This window comes from Micromonospora sp. C28SCA-DRY-2 (assembly GCF_030519475.1).
Lineage (GTDB): Bacteria > Actinomycetota > Actinomycetes > Mycobacteriales > Micromonosporaceae > Micromonospora.
Map to the genome: position 1 here is coordinate 1 of NZ_JAUMKD010000003.1, position 20,521 is coordinate 20,521.

Sequence of the window (20,521 nt, forward strand, 5' to 3'; positions counted from 1 at the left end):
CGCGGTCGATCGCGGCCAACTGGCCCGGCGAGAGCTCCTCGTTGGGGTCCAGGCACCACCGGCCGGCCAGCAGGCCCTGCCGGCGCAGCACCTCGTGGATGCCGGGGATGCAGCCGTGGTAGCCGTTGGCGGCGTCGAAGATGGCCGCGTTGGCGTCGGTCAGGTGACCGTCCAGGGTGAGCAGTCGGCGCAGCGCGGCGTCGTCGCCGGCCCGGGCCCGGCGGGCCTCGTCGAGCAGCGTCACCGCGGTGCCCGCCCAGACCGCCCACTGGCCGAGCAGCCCGCCGACGAACTCGACCTCCACCGCCCGCCCGTCCAGGATGACCCGGTGCGGCGCCACCAGGTCGGCCAGGATGTGATCGTCGTTGCCGGTGTAGAGGGCGAGGTCGCCGTTGCGGCCGGCGGCGCAGACGCCGTGCAGCACGTCGAGGGTGCGGTAGCGGTCGAACGGGGCCACCTTGATGCCGACCACCGATTCGAGGGCGGCCAGCCGGGCCCAGAAGTCCCGGGACAGCTCCCGGCCGCCGACGGCCGGTTGCAGGTAGAAACCGATCACCGGCAGCACCTCGCCGACCGCCCGGGCCCGCTCGATCAGCGCGTCCTCGTCCAGCGGCCCGTACGGCGACAGCAGCACCAGGTGGTAGCCGAGCGACGCGGCCAGTTCCGCCTCGGCGACGGCCTGGGCGGTGTCCCCGCAGGCGCCGGCGACCAGGATGGCGTCCGAGCCGGCCGCGGTCTCGGCGGCCAGCTCCAGCACCGGGGCGAGCAGCCCCACCTTCGGGTCGTGGATGGCGAACTGGGTGGTGTGCACGCCGACGGCGATGCCGCCCGCCCCCGAGGCGAGGTAGTAGCGGGTCAACGCCCGCTGCCGGCGCTCGTCGAGCTTGCGGTCGGCGTCCAGGGCGAGCGGGTGGGCGGGGATGACGCACCCGCGCTGGAACCGGGTCAGGGCCGCGGCTTGTCGGGTGCTCGATGCGGTCAACACGGTCTCTCCTAGAACTTGCCGTCGCGGCGCTGGAAGCCGGTCGGCTTGTCGAGCAGGGGCTGGCCGTCGGCGACCCAGTCCGCCGTCAGCTCGATGAGCTCGGCGAGCGGCAGGTCGGGGTAGCCGAACAGGCGGTGGCAGAGCTGGGCGTTGGACAGCAGCGCGGTGGGCGCCTCGGCGCCGGTGAAGGCCGGCTCCCGGCCCAGCCGCGCGCCGACGGCGGTGGCGACCTGGCGGACGGAGACCAGTTCCGGCCCGGTCAGGTTCAGCACGAACGGCGGGGTGGCGGTGTGGTGCAGGGCGCGCAGGATGACCTCGTTGGCGTAGCCCTGCCAGACGACGTTGGCGTGTCCCATGGTGAGGTCCACCGCCTCGCCGGCGTGCACCGCGCGGGCGATGTCGACCAGCACCCCGTAGCGCATCTCGACGGCGTAGTTGAGCCGGATCAGGGCCAGCGGGGTGTCGTCGCGCAGCGCGAAGTGAGTGAGGACGCGCTCGCGGCCCAGGCAGGACATCGCGTACTCGCCGACCGGCTGGACCGGGGTCTGCTCGACGCAGCCGCCGGCGGTCACCGGCACCAGCGGGTAGACGTTACCGGTGCTCAGCGCGACCAGGCGCGAGCCGGCGAAGCGCTGGGCGACCCGCCCGGGCAGGTACGCGTTGGTGGCCCAGGTGGCGTGCTCCCGGCCGGAGGTGCCGAACTTGGCGCCGACCAGGAAGACCACGTTCGGCGCGTCGGGCAGCGCGGCCAGCGCGGCGTCGTCGGCGACGTCCGCCTCGACCACCTCGGCGCCCTCGTCGCGCAGCGCGTCGGCCAGCCCGGCCTCGGAGAACCGCGACACGGCGATCACCCGCGCACCGGTGCCCGCCGCCGCGACACCGCGCAGCGCCAGCCGGACCAGGCTCGGTCCCAGCTTGCCGCCCGCGCCGAGGATCAGGATGTCCCCGTCGAGCTTGCGCAGGTCGTCCACGAGGACGTCCCGCGGGCGGGAGAGCCGCTCCTCCAGGTCCGCCACGGTACGCATGCCACCACCCCTTCCGAAGTAACGGTCATGACCGTAACCTCCGCCCGATGGGGCGTCAAGGTGCCCGGGTCGGTGCGTCGACGGGCACGGGTCCAACCGGCCCGGCGGACCGTGGCCGCGTCGCAGGTCGGAGGCGTGGCGGCCGGGTCCGCACGGCCGCACGGCGGGTTACCCGGCGCACCCCGTCATCCGCCCGGCCGAATTGCGGACCGGTCCGCCGGGCACGCCGGAACACCGGCCCAGCCGCCGTGCGGGCTCGGCGACGGCGGGGCGGGCGGGAGCCACCAGGCCGCCGCGGCCGTGGGTGCTGACAGGCCGGTGAGGGCGGGAGCGGCCACCCCGCTGTGGACGGGAGCGGCCAGGGAAGGTGCGGCGGAGGGCTACGCCGGTCGGGCCGTGGCCCGGGCGGCGGTGAGCAGGCCGAGCACGGCGCGGGTCTGGTCCCACGGCACCGGGCTCGGCGCGCCCCGGACCATGCCCAGGAACGCGTCGATGGTGTCCCGGTAGCCGAGCTGGTCGGCGCCGCCGCGCAGCACCACCTGCCGCTGGCCGGCGGCGGTGTGGACGGTCACCTCGTACGCCTCGCCCTCGCTGACCCCGAGCACCTCGACCGTGCCGGGCACCCCGTCCGCCCACTGCAGGGCCAGCAGCCCGGTGTCCTCCGAGCGCAGCCCCCGGTGGTGGCGTACGGTGCCGGCGGCCCCGACCAGCCGTACCGCCGGCCCGAGCAGCGCGACCAGCAGCTCCACCCCGTGCAGGCCCATCATCACCAGCGTGCCGCCGCCGATCGTCGGGTCGTCCTGCCACGGGTTGTACCCGGTGGCCCAGAGCCCGACGTCGTGCCGCACCGTGGCCCGGACCGACAGCACCTCCTCGCGCGGCACGTCGAACGCCACGAAGTCCGGCGCGAAGCGCAGCACCGAGGAGGTGAGCACCAGTTCCGGTGCCGGCGCCACGACGCGTTCCAGCCGGTCGAGCTGCGCGGCGGTGGCGGCGGCCGGCTTGTTGACGAAGCAGGGCAGCTCGCGGGCCAGCACCTGGGCCAGCGCGTCCGGCACGTCCGAGGTGGGGACGGTGAGGACCACCCCGTCCGGGCGGGTCGCCAGCAGCGCGGCCAGGTCCGGCGCCACCGCCACGTCCGGCTGCTCGGCGCGGAACCGCGCCAGCCGCTGCGGGTCCGGCTCCCACACCACCAGCTCGGCGTGGTCGCGCAGCGCGCGCGCGTCGGTGTACGGGTGACTGGTGGCGAGTCCGGCCAGAGCGATGCGCATGAGCGCAGAGGCTACTTCTCCCGCCTCCGGCCACGCCAGCGCAGGTCAGCCGGTCAGCCAGTCCGGTCGAGCTGCTCGGGCCGGACCTCGTGGACCAGCGGCTCGCCGCGCAGGAACCGGTCGATCTCCGCCACCACGATCCCGCCGGCCCGCCGCCGCGACTCGACCGTCCCGGCCGCCTCGTGCGGGGTGAGCAGCACGTTGGGCAGCCGGCGCAACGGGTGGTCGACCGGCAGCGGTTCGGCGTCGAAGACGTCCAGCGCGGCGTCGATCCGGCCGGTGCGCAGCGCGGCCAGCAGCGCGGCCTCGTCCACCAGCGCCGAACGGGCGGTGTTGACCAGCAGCGCCCCGTCCGGCAGCAGCGCCAGCTCGCGTGCCCCGATCATCCCGACGGTCTCCGGCAGCACCGGGGCGTGCAGGCTGACCACCAGGCTGCGGGCGAGCAAATCGTCGAGGCCGACCCGCTCGACGCCGAGTGCCGCCGCCTCCGCGTCGGACAGGTACGGGTCGGCGACGAGCACCCGCGCCCCGAGCGCCCGCACCAGGCCGAGGTACGCCCGGCCGGTGCGGGACGCGCCGACCACGCCGACCGTCGCCCCGCGCAGCTCCCGCCGGGGCGGGGCGGCCTTGGCGGCCGTCCAGTCCGCGCCGGTGCGCAGCGCGTGGTCGAACCGGTGCAGCCGGTGCAGCAGGGCGAGGGTGAGCGCGAGCGCCTGCTCCCCCACCGCGTACGCCATCGCGTCGCCGGCCTGGGTGACGCGCACCCCGCGGGCGAAGCTCTCCGGGGTGACGAACGGTTTCACGCTGGCGCCGGTGTGGGCGAGCAGCCGCAGCCGCGGCGCGGCGGCGAGCACCGCGGCCGTGAGCGGGGCGGTGCCCCAGCCGGTGACGACGACCTCGGCGCCGGCGAGCAGTCCCGCGAGCACCGCCTCGTCGCCCACGTCGGCGCCGTCGGCCGGCAGCCGCACCTCGCCCAGCCCGGCCAGAGCGGCCCGGGTGTCGGGGTCGAGGAACAGCTCGCGGACGTACGGCGTGGCCGCCACCGCGATGACGCTCACCCCTTGATGCCCGTGGTCGAGACGCCCTCCTGGAAGTAGCGCTGACCGATCAGGTAGGCCATGAAGATCGGTACGAAGGCCACCACGGACCCGGCGAGCAGCATGTTCAACGCCACGTTCTCCTGTTGCAGCGAGGCGATGCCGGTGGTGAGGGTACGCATGTCGAGGCTCTGCCCGACGATCAGCGGCCACAGGAAGTCGTTCCAGTGCCAGAGGAAGACGAACACGCCGAGGGTGGCCAGGATCGGCTTGATCAGCGGCAGCACGATCGAGACGTACACCCGCCACTCGGAGCAGCCGTCCAGGCGGGCCGCCTCGAACAGCGAGTCGGGCAGCGACGCGATGAACTGCCGCATCAGGAACACCGCCTGGGCGTTGGCCAGCGTCGGCACGATCATGCCCCAGTAGGTGTCCACGCCGTTGAGCTCGGAGATGATGATGAACGTCGGGATCATCGTGACGTGGTACGGCACCATCAGCATGGCCAGGAACGACCAGAACATGGTCTCCTTGCCGGGGAACCGCTTCTTGGCGAAGGCGTAGCCGGCCATCGAGGCGAACAGCAGCACGCCGACCACCGACACCACCGAGTAGATGACGGTGTTCCACATCCAGCGCAGCACGCTCTTGGCGCCGATCACCTGGTCGTACGCCTCGGTGGAGAACGGCCAGGGCAGCAGGCTGTCCGGGAAGGTGACCGGCCCGGTCGGCTTGAACGACAGCACGACCATCGCGTAGAAGGGAAAGAGGGTGAGCAGGGCGCCAGCCACCAGCAGCGCGGTGCGCCCGACCACCCAGCGCCGGCTGGCCCGGTCGACCCGGTAGGGGCGCCGGTCGCGCCGGGGCGCGCCGGTGGGCGGCGCGGCGGTGGCCGGGGGCGTGATGGTGTCGGTCATTCTTCCCTCCCCAGGGTCAGCCGCTGGATCAGCGCCACGACGATCGTCATCACGAACAGGGCGACCCCGACCGCGCTGGCGTAACCCAGGTCGAAGTACTTGAAGCCCTGGTCGTAGAGCAGGTAGACGAGGCTGTAGCTGGCGCGTACCGGGCCGCCGCCGGTCATCACGTAGATCATGTCGAAGACCTGGAACGACACGGTGGTCTCGATGATGGCGACGAAGAACAGCGCGGGCCGCAGCTGTGGCAGCGTGACGTAGCGGAAGCGCTGCCAGGCCGAGGCGCCGTCGGTCAGCGCCGCCTCCTCCAGCTCGGCCGGGATGTCCTGGAGGCGGGCGAGCAGGATGAGCATGCCGTAGCCGAAGCGGGACCAGACCGAGACCAGCACCAGGGCGGGGATCACCAGCACGCTGTCGGCCAGCCAGGACTGCGCCGGCAGGCCGAGCGCGCCCATCGCCCGCGACCAGGGGCCGCCCTCGGAGAAGACCCAACTGAAGATCACGCCGGCGAGCACCAGGCTGGTCACCACCGGCAGGAAGAAGATCGACCGGAACAGCTTCGCGCCGCGGAAGGCGCGGCGGGTCAGCAGCGCCATGCCGAGCGAGGCCAGCATCGACAGCGGTACGGACAGCACGGTGAAGATGACCGTCACGCGCAGCGCCGACCAGAAGGTCGGGTCGTCGACGAGCCGGCGGAAGTTCTCCAGCCCGATCCAGCCGGTCTCACCGCCGATGGTGTAGTCGGTGAAGCCGAGGATCACCCCGGCGATCGCCGGCCCGAACCGGAAGACGGCGAAGAGCAGCAGGAACGGCAGGACGAAGAGCAGGGCCGTGCCGGCCTCGCGGGCGGACGGCCGGCGCAGCCGCCGCGCGGGTCTCCCCGGTAGTGCAACCATCTGACAACCTTTCTCAGCGGCTCGCGGTGGGCAGGTTACGCCCACCGCGAGCCGCGCCGGGAATCAGCCGAGCAGCGGAGCGGCGGCCTTGGCCGCGTCGTCGAGCGCCTGCTCCACCGACTTCTTGCCGAGCAGGGCGGCCTGGATCTCCGGGGCGAGGACGCCCTGCACGTCGCGGGCCTTCTCGTGCAGCGGGCCGACGGTGCTGCTGGCGACCTGCTTCTCCTGCTCACCGAGGACCGGGTCGCTGGCGTAGAGCGCGCCGGTGGACTTGCGCGGCGAGAAGAAGCTGGAGGCGACGTCGTACTTCTTGGTGTTGTCGGCGTTGGTCGCGAAGGCGATCCACTTGCCGGCCGCCTCCTTGTCCTTGGCGGTCTTCAGCATCGACAGCGAGCCGACCGTGCCGTAGCCGATCTGCTTGGTCTCGGTGAAGTGCGGGACGACCTGGATGTTCTCCTTGCCCCAGAACTTCTCGACCTCGGTCAGCGGCACGTGCCAGACGCAGGCCACCTTGTTCTGCGCGATCCGGGTCTGCTCGATCGGCGGGGCCGCGGTGAGCAGGGTCTTGTCGACGTAGCCGTTGTCGACGAGCTGCTTGGCGAAGTTCAGCGCCTTCCTGCCGGCGTCGCTGTTGAAGGCGACCGACTTGCCGTCCGGGCTGAACACGTCGCCGCCGGCCTGCCAGAGCAGCGGGTAGAAGGTCTGGTTCAGGGTCTGCTTCGCGTCGCCGGCGTACGCCGTCATGTCGAAGCCCTTGGCCTTGAACTTCGGCGCCAGCGTGAGCAGGTCGTTCCAGCTGGTCGGGTACGTCGTCTCACCGACGGCGGCGAAGACCTTCTTGTTGCAGATCGGGGTGGCCGCGCTGGTCAGGATCGGCGCGCCCATCATCTTGCCGTCGATGCTCACCGACTGCACCACGTTCTCGTGGTAGTCGCTCTTGGCCGCGTCGTCGAGGTACTTGTCGATCGGCTCGATGTTGCGGGCGTACTTGGGCAGCTGGTCGGGGATGAGGTAGACCGCGTCGGGCCCCTTGTTACCGGCGATCGCGGTGGCGAGCGCCTGGTCCCGGTTGGCCCAGGGGAAGATCTCGACCTTCACCTCGATATTCGGGTTGGCAGCCTGGAACGCCTTGATGGTCTCGTCCCAGTGCGCGCGGTGCTTCGCCTCTTCGAAGATCACCGGGTATGTCCACATCGTCACGGTCGCCTTGCCGGAGTCACCGGAGCCGTCACCGCCGCAACCCGTCGCCGCGAGCGCGGCGACGAGCGCCACCGCAACGGCCGACAGGCTCTTCCGAACACGCATCTCGCATCCTTCCGGGGGAGTCAGGTTCGCAGTACATTAACTTACGGTCCTGTCCGATACTAGAGGTGGAAAGTACCGAGGTCGTGTCGTCACTGATCGTGCGCACGGACGGACAGATCGACCCAGCCCCGTAATAAGTGAAGGACACCGATGACCGTTTCCCTGGCCATCGTCGGCGCGGGCAACCGCGGCAGCACCTACGCCGGCTACGCACTGCGCTCCCCCGACCGGGCATCGGTGGTCGCCGTCGCCGACCCCCGGGACGCGCACCGCGCCGCGCTCGCCGACGCCCACCGGGTGCCGGCGGCCGACCGGTTCGACTCCTGGCAGGCGCTGGCCGCCCGGCCCCGGCTGGCCGACGCGGTGGTGCTGGCCACCCCCGACCGCGAGCACGCCGAACCGGCCGCCCGCTTCGCCGAACTCGGCTACCACGTGCTGCTGGAGAAGCCGATCGCGCCGACCGAGGCCGAGTGCACGGCGGTCACCGCGGCGGCGGAGCGTTCCGGCGTCCTGCTCGCGGTCTGCCACGTGCTGCGCTACACCCGCTACACCGACGCGGTGAAGCGGTACGTCGAGTCGGGCGCGCTGGGCCGGATCGTCGGGGTGGAGCACCTGGAGCCGGTCGGCTGGTGGCACTTCGCCCACTCCTACGTCCGCGGCAACTGGCGCCGCGCCGACACCTCGTCCAGCAGCCTGCTCGCCAAGTGCTGCCACGACCTGGACTGGCTGCGCTACGTGGTGGACGACGCGCCCACCCGGGTCAGCAGCGTCGGCGGCCTGCACCACTTCCACCCGGGCAACCGGCCGGCCGGCGCGACGGCCGGGTGCCTGGACTGCCCGGTCGAGCCCCGGTGCCCGTACTCGGCCGTCCGCTTCTACCGCGACTGCCTGGCCGACCCGCAGCGGCACGAGTGGCCGCTGTCGGTGGTGACCCGCGACCTGACCGAGGCCGGCGTGACCGCCGCGCTCCGCGACGGCCCGTACGGGCGCTGCGTCTACGCCGGCGGCAACGACGTCGCCGACCACCAGAGCGTCACGGTCTCCTTCGCCGGTGGGGCGACCGCGACGCTGACCATGAGCGCCTTCACCCCGGGCGGGCACCGGCGTACCCGGATCATGGGCACGCACGGCTACCTGGAGGGCGACGGCGAGCAGGTCAGCGTCACCGACTTCGTCACCGGCGCCACGGTCACCACCGACACCCGCGGTGGCGGCGCGGACGCCGGCTCCGGGCACGGTGGTGGGGACATGCGGCTGATGGCCGCCTTCGTCGAGGCGGTGGCCACCGGCGACCGGTCAGCGGTCCGGTCGGGCCCGCGGGAGTCGCTGGACAGCCACCGGATGGCCTTCGCGGCCGAACGCAGCCGGCTGGCCGGCGGCGTCCCGGTCGACCTCACCGAACCCGTGCCGGTCGGCTGAGCCGGCGGGCGCCCGCACCGCACTGCCCCGGAACCGCCGAGCCCCGCCCTCCCGGTGTCGTGGGAGGGCGGGGCTCCGTCCGTGGCCGGGCCGGCCGACGCGGGCCCCGGCGGCCCGGTCAGCGGCCGATGCCGGAGCGGCCCGCCGCCGCCACGATGGCGTCCTGCTCGGCGCCGCTGAGCCGGCCGGCGTCGACCAGGCCGTCGGTGACCGCGGCGACGTGCGCGACGAACGCGCCGTGGCTGTCCCAGGGCGCCTCGTCGCGGATCAGGTCGTTGACCGTGCACCCGCGCTCGGCGTACCGGTTCGGCACCCCGGTCGCGCCGCCCGCGTACACCTGGGCCCGCAGGTCGGAGCGGGGGCAGTCGTCCACCTCCGGCACGTACCGCAGCAGGCGCGAGCCGTACTGGACCGCCCCGTTGGCCGCCTTGACCCCGTTGCGGAACCAGAGGTTGCCCTGGCCGTCCTGGGTCAGCCGGTAGGTCTCCGCGTCCCGGATCACCCGCACGTCCTTGGCGAGCGGATCGATCCGGTGCAGGTAGCCGTCGAGCGCGGCGTAGACGTGCTCGTCGGCGGCGCTGACCACGAGTTCGTCGGCCACCCCGGAGGAGCGGCCGGGCACGTCGATGCGGTGCGTCACCGCGCCGGTCGCCGGGTCGAGGACGAACACCTCGCCGTCGGCGAGGCCCCAGAGCATCCCGTCCGGGCCGGCCACCAGGGAGGTGATCGCGTCGGCGCCGGGCACGGGAGTGAACTCGGCGGTCTTCTCGCCGGTCACCAGGTCGGCGGTGAACACCTTCGCCTCGGTGGCGCGCGGCACGGTGCCCCCGCCGCCGCCGATGGTGGTGCCCGCCCAGAGCCGGTCACCGACCACCGCCAGGCTGATCACGCCCTGGTCGGCGACGATGTTCCGGCGGGTGGTGCGGGCGCCGGTGGCCGTGTCGTACACGGTGAGCGCGCCGCCCCACAGGCCGTAGTCCGGGGTGCTGCCGACGTAGATCCGGCTGCCGGCGGAGGCGAAGGCGATCGGCCGGTTCTGGCCCTCGGGCTGCAACCGGAACAGCTCGCGCGGGTTCGTGCCGAGCTGGTACGGCCGCGCCGGGTCGTACACCAGCACCCCGCCGTACGGGTAGACACCCTGGTACATCTTGCCGCCGTGCCAGCCGAAGCCGTCGGCCTGCCCGAGCCGGCCCACGCTGGTCGCCGTGCCGCTGGCCGGGTCGAGGACGGCGAGGTTGCCGTTGATGTAGAGGTTGGTCCAGATCCGGCCGTCCGGGCCGGCGGTGATGTTGTTGATGTCCAGCGCCTGCGGCGGGAACGGCAGCCGGTACCGCTCGCTGGCGCCGGTGGCCGGGTCGTAGCGCAGCGCCTGCCCGCCGTAGTTGCCGATCACCGCGTAGAGCTGGCCGTCGAGGAAGCCGAACCCGATGCCCGCGCCGTCGCTGCGCACCGGCGCACCGGCGGCGTCGCGCACCGGCCCGACGGTGTCGGTCGGCAGGTCGTAGCGCCACAGGTCGGTGCCGGAGGTGAAGTAGACCGACCGGCCGTCGGGCGCCAGCGGCGAGGTGCCGCGCGAGCCCATGGTGAACCCGTCGGCCAGCACCGCGCCGGTGTCCGGGTCGAGCACCAGCCCCTGCAGCTTGTTGCGTTTGACGAAGAGCTTCCCGCCGACCAGGTTGATGTCGTAGGGGTAGTTCGCGTCGCCGCGCAGCGCCTCCGGCCAGATGTCGCGCTTCTCCCCGGTGGCCAGGTCGAGCCGGATCAGGTGGCCGGCGGTGCCGACCGCCGCCCAGAGCAGGTCGCGCGCCGGGTCCACCGCGACGTCGACGACGTACTGCTCGCCGGCGTACATCCGGCCGTGGTCGCGGAAGCCCTCGCCCGGGGCGTAGGAGAAGACGTGCGCGCCCGGGTAGGTGCCGCCGTAGACCCGGCCGTCCGCGCCCGGGCGCAGGCCGTAGAGCACTGTCTGGCCGGCGACCGGAGCGCCGAGGTCCACGGTGGTCCGGGTCTTCGGGTCGTACGAGTAGAGGTGGGCGTTGGGGTAGCTGCCGGCGTAGACCGTGCCGTCACCGGACTGGGTGATCCCCCAGGCGCCGGAGGAGTCGGGCAGGTACGCGGTGTCGAGCAGCTCCCGGGTCACCGGGTCGGTCACGCTGAGCACCCCGGGGGATCCCATCTGGACGCCGTAGACGACCGGCCGGCCGTCGGCGCCGGTGCCGTAGTGCGCCTCGAAGACGGTGAGCGCGGTCTGCTGGACACCGAAGTCGGTGACGGTGCCGGGGGTCGCCGCCGCCGGGGCGGCCGACGCGGGAGCGGCGGCCGGCAGCAGCGCGGCGGCGAGGGTCAGGACGGTGGCGGGCACGAGGGTACGGCGGAACGGCGGCACGGGCGACCTCCACGATCGACGATGCCGGCACCCTATTACGGTGGCGTCCGGAATTCCAGAGCCCGCGATCGATGCTCGCGACGGATGAGGAACTTGCGGGCCGGGCCTCGACACGGCGCCGCCCGACATGGTGCGCTGTAGCGGTTACAGCCATGACCGAAACTGAATTTCTGGGAGGTCGTGTTGCGACGTACCGCGCTGACCGCGGCCCTGGCGCTGGTCGCCGCCGCGCTGGCGGTCCCGGCGGGCACCGCCCACGCCGGGGCGCCGGCGGCAGCCGTGCCGGCCGAGGCGCCCCCGCCGGGCACCGTCACCTACCTCGACCTGGTCCGCATCCGGCTGTAGACCTCCGCACCCCCGGTGCGCACGACGGCGGGCCGGCGATCCCGAGGGGGGATCGCCGGCCCGTCTGGCGGGTGCGCCCGCGCTGGCGCGCGGGAAGGACGCCGGTCAGCCGGTCACGGTGAGCCGGTACAGGTGCTCGCCCGCGCCGAGGAAGACCCGGCCGTCCGGGTGCACGGCGAGGTACTCGGCCGGCTGCTCCAGCACCTGCCGGCTGGCGCCGGTGGCCAGGTCCACCCGGACCACCTGCTGCCCGCGGACCAGCGCGTACAGCAGATGGCGCGGGGCGTCGTAGCCGAGCTTGCCGCGGCTGTCGGCCACGCCCGCGGCGAGCTGGATGCGCTGCACGACCGACCGGCTGGCCAGGTCGACGGCGAAGAGCTGGCCACCGGCCAGGCCCCAGAGCAGCCCGGTCCGGTCCACCGCCAGCGCCGGGATCGCCGTCGCGCCCGGCACCGGCACGAACTCGAACACCTTGGCGTCGCCGGAGACGTCCCAGCCGAACAGCTTCGCCTCGGTCTGGGTGGGCGGGGGCACGCTGTACCCGCCGGAGATGGAGGTGCCGCCGACGAGCAGGCCGTTGACGTGGGTCAGGCTGACGATCGACTGGTCGGTGACCACCGGCCGGTGCACCCGCGACGCACCGGTGGCCTTGTCCACGATGGCCAGCACGCCGCCGAGGGTGGTGTTCGGCATGGTGCCGTAGGCCACCTTGTCGCCGGCGTCGGTCAGCGCGCGGGCGCGCACCTGGTCGGCGGACTTCAGGTCGAGCAGCTTCGCCGGGTTGTCGGCGCTGCCGGGCAGGCCGGGCGAGTACTCCGGGCTGTGCCACGGCGCGGCCGGGTCGTACCGGTAGAGCCGGGAGTCCGGGTAGGCGCCCACCCAGACCCGGTCGCCGGTCTCCAGCACGCTCTCCACCTGGGCGAAACGCTGGAAGGTGGAGACGCCGGTGTCGGGGTCCACCCGGGCCAGTCCGCCGTTGAGGTAACCGCCGACCCAGACCGTGCCGGTCGGGCCGACGTGCAGCGCCGCGATCGGGATCGGCGCGCCGGGCACGTCGGTCTGCACCACGTCGGCCCGCCCGGTCACCGGGTTCCAGCGGAACATGTCGCCGCGCCAGAGCAGCCCGACCAGGGTGCGACCCGGCCAGTCCCGGTCGGCGAGGGTCACCCAGCCGATGCCCCGGTTGTTGACCACCCGGCCGGGGAAGACCAGCGGGGTGTCGGTGAACCGGCGGGTGCCCGGGTGGTAGCCGGTGAGTCGGCCGGCCCGGGTGAGGTAGACCAGGCCGCCCGGCCCGGGTGCGGAGACGTCCAGCCCGGCGACGTCGTCGATCAGGTCGGTCCACCGCTGCCCGGCGATGTCGTACACACCGAGCCGGCCGTTGGTGGCCGAGCCGAACCGCGCGTACACCCGGCCGTCGTGGGCGTTGAGGTCGTACACCGTCTGCCCGGTGCCGGTGCCGAGGCCGTCGGGCAACGGCAGTTCGCGCCGCTCGCCGCTGACCTTGTCGATCTCGAACAGGTGGGCGTCCGGCTGGGTGCCGGCGTAGATCTTGTCGGCGGTGACCGCGAGGCTGCGGACGTACTGGGCGCCCGGCAGTACCTGGCCGTAGTCGCGGGTCGTCCCGGTGGCCGGGTCGTAGGCGAAGACCCGCGCGCCGGGGAAGGTGCCGCCGTGGACCACGCCCGCGTCGTCGACCGCGATCCGCCAGATGTACGTCTCCGACGGCAGCGGACGGCCGAGGTTCTCCACCGGGCTGTCCGGGCCGGGTCGCCGGCGGTACAGGTCGCCGGTGTTGTACGCGCCGACGTAGACGGTGCCGTCGGGCGCGGCGGCCACCGCGTACGAGCCGGGGGCGCCGGTGAGGTCCTGGGCGGAGACGGTCCGGCCGGTGGCCGGGTCGATAGCGGCCAGCCGGGCCGGCTCGCCGGAGACCGCCGACCAGAGGACCGGCTCCCCGGTCGGCCCGGGGGCGACGGTGCCACCGATGAGCAGGACGTCGCGCAGCGGGATGCCGAAGGGGTCCACGGTCACCCAGGACGCGGCGGGGTTCGCGGTCGCGGCCCCGGCGGACCAGGCGACGGGCAGGGCCGGCGCCGCGGTGAGGGCGACGGCGGAGCGGAGCAACGTGCGGCGATTGGTCATGAGCGCCTGCTTCTCTTCCAGCGACCACCGGGGTAGCCGGCGGCCGAGCCGTAACGGTCAGAACCGGAATCTCGATGGGCCGGGAGCGGCGAGCCAAACCCGGTCGTCAGAGGAGCTACTAGTGGCACGATCAGCCGCAGACCATATTCGGCCAGGGCCGTAATGACCCTAGGGCGCTGTTGCATCGACGTCAACGCCCGGCGGCCGGCGACCCGGCGCATCGGTGGGGTCCCGCGGGGCGGCGTCGCCGGCCGCACCCCGGCGCACGTCGGTCAGCGCGGCGGTGGCGCTGGGCGCGCCGTCCGACGGCTCCGGCTCAGGCGGCGAGGACCGAGAGGGCGGCGACCAGGTACAGGCAGCCGCCGATGCTCACCGCGACCCCGGCGACCGCCGGCAGCCAGCCGGTGGCCGCCGCCGGCCAGCGCCGGAACCGCCCGGTGAGCAGGGCGAACCCCCGGATGGTGACCACCCCGACGCCGGTGAGCGTGGCGGCCATCCCGACGCCGAAGGCGAGGACCAGGACCAGCGCGTCCACGGCACGACCGGTGAGCAGGCCGCTGACCAGGACGAGGAACGCCGAGGGCGAGGGCAGCGACCCGCCGGAGAGGGCGAGCGCGGTCAGCCCGCGCCGGGACCACGGATCGGTGGGCACCGCGTGGTCGTGGTGGTGACCGGTCGGCTCGTCGTGGCGGTGCCCGGCGGCGCTGGCCGGCGAGCCGCCGGCGGCGCCACGGCGCGGGTCACCGGCGGCACTGGCATGCGCCGACACCAGCCGGTGGTCGTGCCCGTGACCATGACCGTCTCCGTGGTCGTGGCCGTGCTCAACGCCGTGGTCGTCATGGTGGTGGGTGTGGCCGTGGCGGTGGCCGCGTAGGTGGCGCCAGGTCAGGTGGGCGCCGACGCCGATCACCAGCAGCCCGGCGGCGACCTGCATCCAGGCGGTCACCGTCTCGGTCGCGAGGCTCGCCGCGCCGCTCAGGCCCACCCAGGCGAGCGCGAGCACCAGCACGGAGACGGTGTGCATCACCGCCACGATCATCCCGAGCCGGACCGCGTCGCGGTAACGGCCCCGGGTGCCCAGCAGGTACGCGGCCGTGATGGTCTTGCCGTGCCCCGGGGCGACCGCGTGCGCCGCCCCGACGCCGAGCGCCACCGCCAACGCCAGCCAGAAGACGCCGCGGCCGTCGAAGAGGGCGACCAGCCGCTGGTCGAAGCCGGTCACGACCCGCTCCGGGCCCGGCGCCGCCGCCGTACGACGGTCGACGCGGCCAGCGCGGCGACCAGCGCGGCGCCGGCGGCGGCCAGGGCGACGGTCCGGTCCCGGCCGGCGGTCGCGTCTGCGGTGAACCGCAACCGGTGGGTCGGCTCGGCGGCGGTGAAGAGGGCACGACCCGGGGTCGCCCCGGTCTGGCTGGTCAGCATGGTCCGGTACGCCTCGTTCAGGTCGGTCAGTGCGGCGAGGGTGACCTCCAGGTCGACCACCTCGCCGGGGCAGTCGAAGTCGAGCCGGGCGCCCCGGCTGAGCAGCCGGTCGAGGGTGGCCAGCCGCCCCGGGCAGCGTGCGCCGCCCTGCCGCACGGTGATCCGGTCGAGCAGGTAGTCGTGCACCCGCCGCGAGCGTTGCAGCTTCTGCTCACCGGTCAGGTCGGTGGCCACCGGCCCGAGGGTCGGATCCTCGAACGCGCCGAGCGACTGGCCGAGGGCTACCCAGTCGTCCTCGGCGGCGAGCCAGGTGACCGTGGCGTGCGGGCCGTCGACGGTGATCCGCGCGGTGGACGGCGGGCCGAAGGGGTGGGCGGCGGCCGGGCCGGCCGGTACGGCGAGCAGCGCCACGACGGCGGCGCACAGCGCCGCGAGCGGGCGCCGGATGCGGAGTCTCACTGATCGTCTCCTGGTACGGGGTGGCCGGGCGCGGCCGGCGTGCCGACGCCGCGCCCGGCCGGCCGGGGATCACTTGGTCACGGTGATGACCGGGCTGGTGATCTGCTGGGTCCGGCTCTCCAGGCGGACCACATGGGTGCTGTTCTTCTTCGCCGACGGGGGCAGCGCGAAGGTGTACTCCAGGCGGCCCAGCTCGTCGGCCTTCCGGTAGCCGACCAACACCCCGTCCTCGCCGGCGCCGTCCGTGGTGTCGCGCAGGCGGACGGTCACCTTCTCGCCCGGGTCGTAGCCGTACGCCGAGACCGTGACCCTGCCTCTGGTCTCGACGACGGTCCGGTCGACCGTGGCCTGCTCTCCGGTGGTGTTCTCCGGGGTGCGCAGCTCGTTGACGGTCCGCTCGCCGGCCGCGTTCTTGCGGATGGTGACGCCGTCGTGGAGCTGGCCGTTGGCGTACCGGGCCTCGTAGCGGATGGCGTCGCCGGAGACGTCAATCAGCTGGTAGAGCTGCTTGTCCTGGGCCTTGCTCATGATGTCCGCGCCGTTGCCGGTCCAGACCGAGCCGTCGACCTCGTACATCTTGCCGCCCGAGACGGAGACCGCGTAGACGGTGCTGTCGTGCACGGTCAGCGACCGCCGGGACGAGCTGACGCTGCCCCGGCCATAGGTGTGGTCGTGGCCCTGCAGCACCAGGTCGACGCCGTACTTCTCGAACAGCGGGCCCCACTGCGCGCGTACCACCGGGTTGTTGCGGCCCGCGGCGGTGGAGTAGACCGGGTGGTGGAAGGTCACCACCGTCCACCTGTTCGGGTTGTTCTTCAGCAGCCCCTCCAGCCACGCGGTCTGCGCGGCCATCAGGGTGGCGTTGCCCTGCACGTTGGTGTCCAGGCCGATGAACCGGACGCCCTGGTAGTCGACCGTGTAAACGGTCTGCTTCAGCTCCGGGTTGCCCGGGCCGTTGTCCGGGTACGGGAACTGCGGCCGCCAGAAGGTGGAGAGCCCACCGCTGTACTCGTGGTTACCCGGCACCGAGATGTTGTTGATCTGGCTGTCGATGAAGCCGCCGGCCTGGTACCACTGGCCCCACTGCTCCTCGCTGTTCGCCGAGTCGATGAGGTCGCCGGCGTTGACGATCAGCCTGGCCTCGGGCCGGTCCGCGAACGCCTGCCGGAAGACCCGGGGCACCGCGGAGTCGATGTAGTTCTGCGCGTCGCCGTAGTAGATGAACGAGAACGGCTGCAAGTCCGCGGCGGCGGTCGTGAAGTCGGTCCACGCGCTCCAGTTCGTGCCGTCGCCGACCCGGTAGGTGTAACGGGTGTTCGGCTTCAGGCCGGTGAACTCGACAGTGTGGTAGGTGGAGGCGTACCCCAGCGAGGTGTTGACCGGCGTGGTGGACAGCGCCCTGACCGACGTGACCGCCCCGGCGGCCGGCGCCACCTCGCCGAGCGCTGCGGGCGCCTCCAGGATCTCGGCCTGCGCCCACGCGGCGCTGGCCTCGGCCCGCCAGGTCACCCGCTGCGAGGTGGCCGGGGTGGTGGTGGGGGTGAGCATGATGCGGTCCGGGACGGGCGACGGCCGGTGGATCTCCGCGGCCGGGTACTTGCCCGGTGCGGCGTCACCGAACGCCATCGGGGTCATCGCGAACCCGCCGACGAGCAGGGCGGCGGCGCCGGCCGCCGTCAGCCGCGCCCGCCGCGAACCCATGAGCCAGGGTCGCTTGGTGTCACTCAACGAGATCACCTTTCCGGTGCGAGTGGACTGTGCCGCCGGCTGCTGGCCGGCGGCCACCGGGCATTCACCCAGAGGTGATCGACAACCGATGGGCGGCCGGCTGACCAGTGGGTGAACTGCCGGCGCGGGCGTGGAGCTTCACGTCCCGGGCCGCGGGCCGCCATCCGGGCGTGGCCGGCCGTTCACTCCGGTCCACCTACGATCTCCGCCGCCGCTGGTCGACAGTTGGGAGCCCGATGAACCTGCCCTCCCGCCGCTGGGCGGTCGCCGCCACCGTCGGCACCCTGGCCGCGCTCGGCGCGATCGAGCCGTCGGTGTCGGCGCCGCTGACGAAGTCCGACGCCTTCGTCACGGCGGAGACCAGCGGCATCCTCACCATCGAGGGCGGCGAGTGTTTCGCCGATCCGGCGTACTCCCGGCGCGCCGCCGAGGTGGTGGTGCGCTACGTCCCGTGCGAGGACGGCGCGGACAACCAGGCGTACGGCTTCCTGCAGGCCCCCGACGGGCCGTGGGACCGCCCCGGGCTGGCCGGGTACGCCTGGCGGGGCTGCGGTGACTTCTTCGACCGGCGGTGGCCGGACCGCGACGGCGGCACCCTCGCCTACTACCCGATCCTCCCGACCGCGCAGACCTGGGCGGACGGCGACCGCACGGTGATGTGCGCGGTGTACCGCCCGGGCGGTCGGCTCGGCGACTCGGTGCTGCCGCAGCTGCGCTGACCGCGGGTCCGCGCATCGGCGCCCCTCGAAGGGTTATGCCGCACCCCGGCCGCCGGGTACGGTCCGGGTGACCGCGATCACGGCGGCGGTACGACCGGGATCGTGGCACCGCATCCGGTCACGAGGGGGGAACGTGGTGAAGATCAGAGCTGGGCTGTGCGTGGCGGCGATGGTCACGGCGGGACTGGTGGCCGCCCCACCGGCCGCCGCCGCCGAGGTGGGCAGCGCCACGGTGGTGCCGATCCAGGTGACCGGGGATCCGGCCAAGCGCTTCAACCTGGTGTTGCTCGGCGACGGCTACACCGAGGCCGACCTGCCCACGTTCCGGTCGCACGTGGACAAGCACCTCAACACGCTCTGGACCATCGAGCCGTTCAAGTCCTACCGCAGCTACTTCAACGTCTACGCCGTGGAGATCGTCTCGGCGGAGTCCGGGGTGGACTGCGACCCCGGCCTGACCGACCCGCGGCGGGACACCGTGCTGGACATGGGCTTCTGGGGCGGCTGCAACCCGAACAGCGTGCAGCGCCTGCTGTCGGTCGACGGGGCCGCCGCCAACACGTACGCCAACCTGGCGACCGGCACCAACCCCGGCAACCGGCAGTTGATCGCGCTGGCCAACAGCGGCACCTACGGCGGCGCGGGCGGCACCAACGCCACCGCGTCCGGCGGCAACGCGCTCTCCGCGCTGATCAGCCCGCACGAGCTGGGACACTCGCTGGGCGGCCTGCAGGACGAGTACGACTACTACGCCCGTGGCGTGGCCGGCGACACCTACACCGGGCCGGAACCCTCCTCGGTGCACCACACAGTGCTCACCGAACAGCAGATGCGCGACACCCGGGCCAAGTGGTGGCGCTGGCTCGGCGAGCCCAGCGAGTCCGGCGGCACGATCGGCCGCTACGAGGGCGGCCTGTACCTGCAGCGGGGCGTGTGGCGACCCAGCCAGCACTCGATGATGAAGTCGCTGGGCTTCTACTTCGACCAGGTCGGGCGCGAGCGGATGACCCAGCGGATCGCCGGCAAGGTGAGCATCCTGCAGGGCGGTACGCCGGCGGACCGGCCGATCGGCGCGGACCGGGTGGTCCGGGTGGAGACCCTGCACCCGGTCGGCCACGAACTCGCCGTCACCTGGTCGGTCGACGGCGTCACCGTCCCCGGCACCGGCAACGCCCGCAGCCTGGACCTGCGGTCGCTGCGGCTGGCGCCCGGCACGCACACCGTCACCGCCACGGTGACCGACCCGACCCCCTTCGTCCGCGACCCCGCGGTGCGCGACTCGGCCGCGCTGACCCAGCACCGGACCTGGACCGTCGACACGGCGCTGACCACGCCGGCCGCCGGGGGGCCACTGGCGATCACCGCGTCGACCGCGACCGACCGGCCGGTCGGCGCGCGGGACGTGGTGTACGTGGAGAGCACCCAGCCCACCGACCGGGTGCCGACCACCAGCTGGACCCTCGACGGCGAGCCGGTGGCCAACCCGGGCCACGACGGTGACCTGGAACTGGCGCCGCTGGGCCTGGCCCGGGGCACCCACCGGCTCACCGCCACGGTCACCGACCCGGTGACCCGCGAGTCGGTGAGCCGCACCTGGACGGTCGACGCGACCCGGCCCGAGGTGGACTACCAGGTCTCCGAGCCGCTGCTCGCCACGACCCGGCCCGGCAAGCCCACCGAGTACCTGTACAACGGCCCGTTCACCATGCGACTGACCGGCACGGACGACGGCGCCGGGCAGGTCACCTCGGAGTTCCGGCTGGACGGCGACGGGTGGCACAACTACTACGGCTGGCCCACCGACGCCAACGAGCCGTTCCGGTTCACCGCCACCGGCACCGACGTGGACGGCCTGGTCTACGGCAACCTCGGCTCGGGCGGGCTGTCGGTGTCACCGTTCGCCCAGCGCTCCCCCGGCTACGGCCGGCACACCGTCGAGTACCGGGGCATCGACGCGGTCGGCAACATCGGCGCGCCCCGGTCCTTCGCGGCCACGCTGATCCCGTCGCCGCCGGCCTGCACCACCGTCGTCTCCGGACGCCACACCGGCCCGCTGGTGGTCAGCACCGGGGTCACCTGCCTGCGCGGGGCGACCGTGACCGGCGCGGTCGTGGTCCGGCCCGGGGCCGCCCTCGTCGCCGAGCGCGCCACCATCTCCGGGGCGCTGGCGGCGACCGGCGCGAGCGCCGTCGAGCTGCTGAACAGCACCGTGCGGGGCGCGGTCACGGTGACCGGCACCACCGGACACGTCACCGCGGTGGGCACCCGGGTGGACGGTCCGCTGGTGCTCTCCGGCAACGTCACCGGCGACACGGCGGCGATCCTCGCCGGCAACGACGTCGCGACGCTGCACTGCGCGGGCAACAGCCCGGCCCCGGTCGACCTCGGTGCGCCGAACACCGTCCGGGGCACGGCGTCGGGCCAGTGCCGGGCGCTGTAGCCGGTCCGGGCCCGGGGCGCTG

The 20,521-nt window shown here is 73.5% G+C and carries 16 protein-coding genes; 4 read left to right on the forward strand and 12 right to left on the reverse strand.

Annotated elements, in window-relative coordinates; translation table 11 throughout:
* The 7 genes from Q3W71_RS13765 to Q3W71_RS13795 all read right to left on the reverse strand — a co-directional run.
* Positions 1–985 (reverse strand): dihydrodipicolinate synthase family protein (locus Q3W71_RS13765; RefSeq protein ID WP_302919698.1); only part of this gene is annotated, 985 nt, incomplete at its 3' end.
* An 8-nt stretch (positions 986–993) separates the two neighbouring features.
* A complete protein-coding gene (locus Q3W71_RS13770) occupies positions 994–2,010 on the reverse strand; it encodes an NAD(P)-dependent oxidoreductase (RefSeq protein WP_302919699.1) in 1,017 nt (338 codons plus the stop codon).
* A gap of 380 nt (positions 2,011–2,390) precedes the next feature.
* Complete coding sequence (locus Q3W71_RS13775; RefSeq protein ID WP_302919700.1) at positions 2,391–3,281, reverse strand: Gfo/Idh/MocA family protein; 891 nt, start codon at positions 3,279–3,281, stop codon at positions 2,391–2,393.
* A 53-nt stretch (positions 3,282–3,334) separates the two neighbouring features.
* Positions 3,335–4,339 (reverse strand): hydroxyacid dehydrogenase, encoded by a 1,005-nt coding sequence (locus Q3W71_RS13780; RefSeq protein WP_302919701.1) that lies wholly within the window; start codon positions 4,337–4,339, stop codon positions 3,335–3,337.
* Positions 4,336–5,235 carry a carbohydrate ABC transporter permease gene (locus Q3W71_RS13785; RefSeq protein ID WP_302919702.1) on the reverse strand — a complete coding sequence of 300 codons (900 nt, stop codon included), beginning with the start codon at positions 5,233–5,235 and terminating at the stop codon, positions 4,336–4,338. Before Q3W71_RS13785 ends, Q3W71_RS13780 begins: the two co-directional genes overlap by 4 nt.
* Complete coding sequence (locus Q3W71_RS13790; protein WP_302919703.1) at positions 5,232–6,131, reverse strand: carbohydrate ABC transporter permease; 900 nt, start codon at positions 6,129–6,131, stop codon at positions 5,232–5,234. Before Q3W71_RS13790 ends, Q3W71_RS13785 begins: the two co-directional genes overlap by 4 nt.
* A 63-nt stretch (positions 6,132–6,194) precedes the next feature.
* On the reverse strand, positions 6,195–7,436 hold the full coding sequence (locus tag Q3W71_RS13795; RefSeq protein ID WP_302919704.1) for a sugar ABC transporter substrate-binding protein: 1,242 nt from the start codon (positions 7,434–7,436) through the stop codon (positions 6,195–6,197).
* A 150-nt stretch (positions 7,437–7,586) separates the two neighbouring features.
* On the opposite strand from Q3W71_RS13795, the gene Q3W71_RS13800 reads away from it, so the two are divergent.
* The gene (locus Q3W71_RS13800) at positions 7,587–8,855 is read left to right on the forward strand and encodes a Gfo/Idh/MocA family protein (protein WP_302919705.1); all 1,269 of its coding nucleotides are present in this window, start codon (positions 7,587–7,589) and stop codon (positions 8,853–8,855) included.
* Between the two features lie 118 nt (positions 8,856–8,973).
* Here Q3W71_RS13800 and Q3W71_RS13805 read toward each other — a convergent pair whose 3' ends face one another.
* Complete coding sequence (locus tag Q3W71_RS13805) at positions 8,974–11,241, reverse strand: PQQ-binding-like beta-propeller repeat protein (RefSeq protein WP_302919706.1); 2,268 nt, start codon at positions 11,239–11,241, stop codon at positions 8,974–8,976.
* A 183-nt stretch (positions 11,242–11,424) separates the two neighbouring features.
* Here Q3W71_RS13805 and Q3W71_RS13810 point away from each other — a divergent pair, with 183 nt between their 5' ends.
* Positions 11,425–11,586 (forward strand): hypothetical protein, encoded by a 162-nt coding sequence (locus Q3W71_RS13810; RefSeq protein ID WP_302919707.1) that lies wholly within the window; start codon positions 11,425–11,427, stop codon positions 11,584–11,586.
* A 105-nt stretch (positions 11,587–11,691) separates the two neighbouring features.
* Here the strand turns inward: Q3W71_RS13810 and Q3W71_RS13815 are convergent, their stop codons facing one another.
* The 4 genes from Q3W71_RS13815 to Q3W71_RS13830 form a co-directional block, all read right to left on the reverse strand.
* The gene (locus Q3W71_RS13815) at positions 11,692–13,731 is read right to left on the reverse strand and encodes a PQQ-binding-like beta-propeller repeat protein (protein ID WP_302919708.1); all 2,040 of its coding nucleotides are present in this window, start codon (positions 13,729–13,731) and stop codon (positions 11,692–11,694) included.
* A gap of 316 nt (positions 13,732–14,047) precedes the next feature.
* Entirely contained in the window at positions 14,048–14,953 is a 906-nt protein-coding gene (locus Q3W71_RS13820; protein ID WP_302919709.1) for a nickel/cobalt transporter, read from the reverse strand.
* A complete protein-coding gene (locus Q3W71_RS13825) occupies positions 14,950–15,612 on the reverse strand; it encodes a hypothetical protein (protein WP_302919710.1) in 663 nt (220 codons plus the stop codon). Before Q3W71_RS13825 ends, Q3W71_RS13820 begins: the two co-directional genes overlap by 4 nt.
* 69 nt (positions 15,613–15,681) lie before the next feature.
* Positions 15,682–17,340 carry a metallophosphoesterase family protein gene (locus tag Q3W71_RS13830; RefSeq protein WP_302919711.1) on the reverse strand — a complete coding sequence of 553 codons (1,659 nt, stop codon included), beginning with the start codon at positions 17,338–17,340 and terminating at the stop codon, positions 15,682–15,684.
* 236 nt (positions 17,341–17,576) lie between these two features.
* Between Q3W71_RS13830 and Q3W71_RS13835 the strand changes: the two genes are divergently transcribed.
* Both Q3W71_RS13835 and Q3W71_RS13840 read left to right on the forward strand, forming a co-directional pair.
* Entirely contained in the window at positions 17,577–18,059 is a 483-nt protein-coding gene (locus Q3W71_RS13835) for a hypothetical protein (RefSeq protein WP_302919712.1), read from the forward strand.
* 136 nt (positions 18,060–18,195) lie between these two features.
* On the forward strand, positions 18,196–20,499 hold the full coding sequence (locus Q3W71_RS13840; RefSeq protein WP_302919713.1) for a M64 family metallopeptidase: 2,304 nt from the start codon (positions 18,196–18,198) through the stop codon (positions 20,497–20,499).
* The last annotated feature ends 22 nt before the right edge of the window (positions 20,500–20,521 follow it).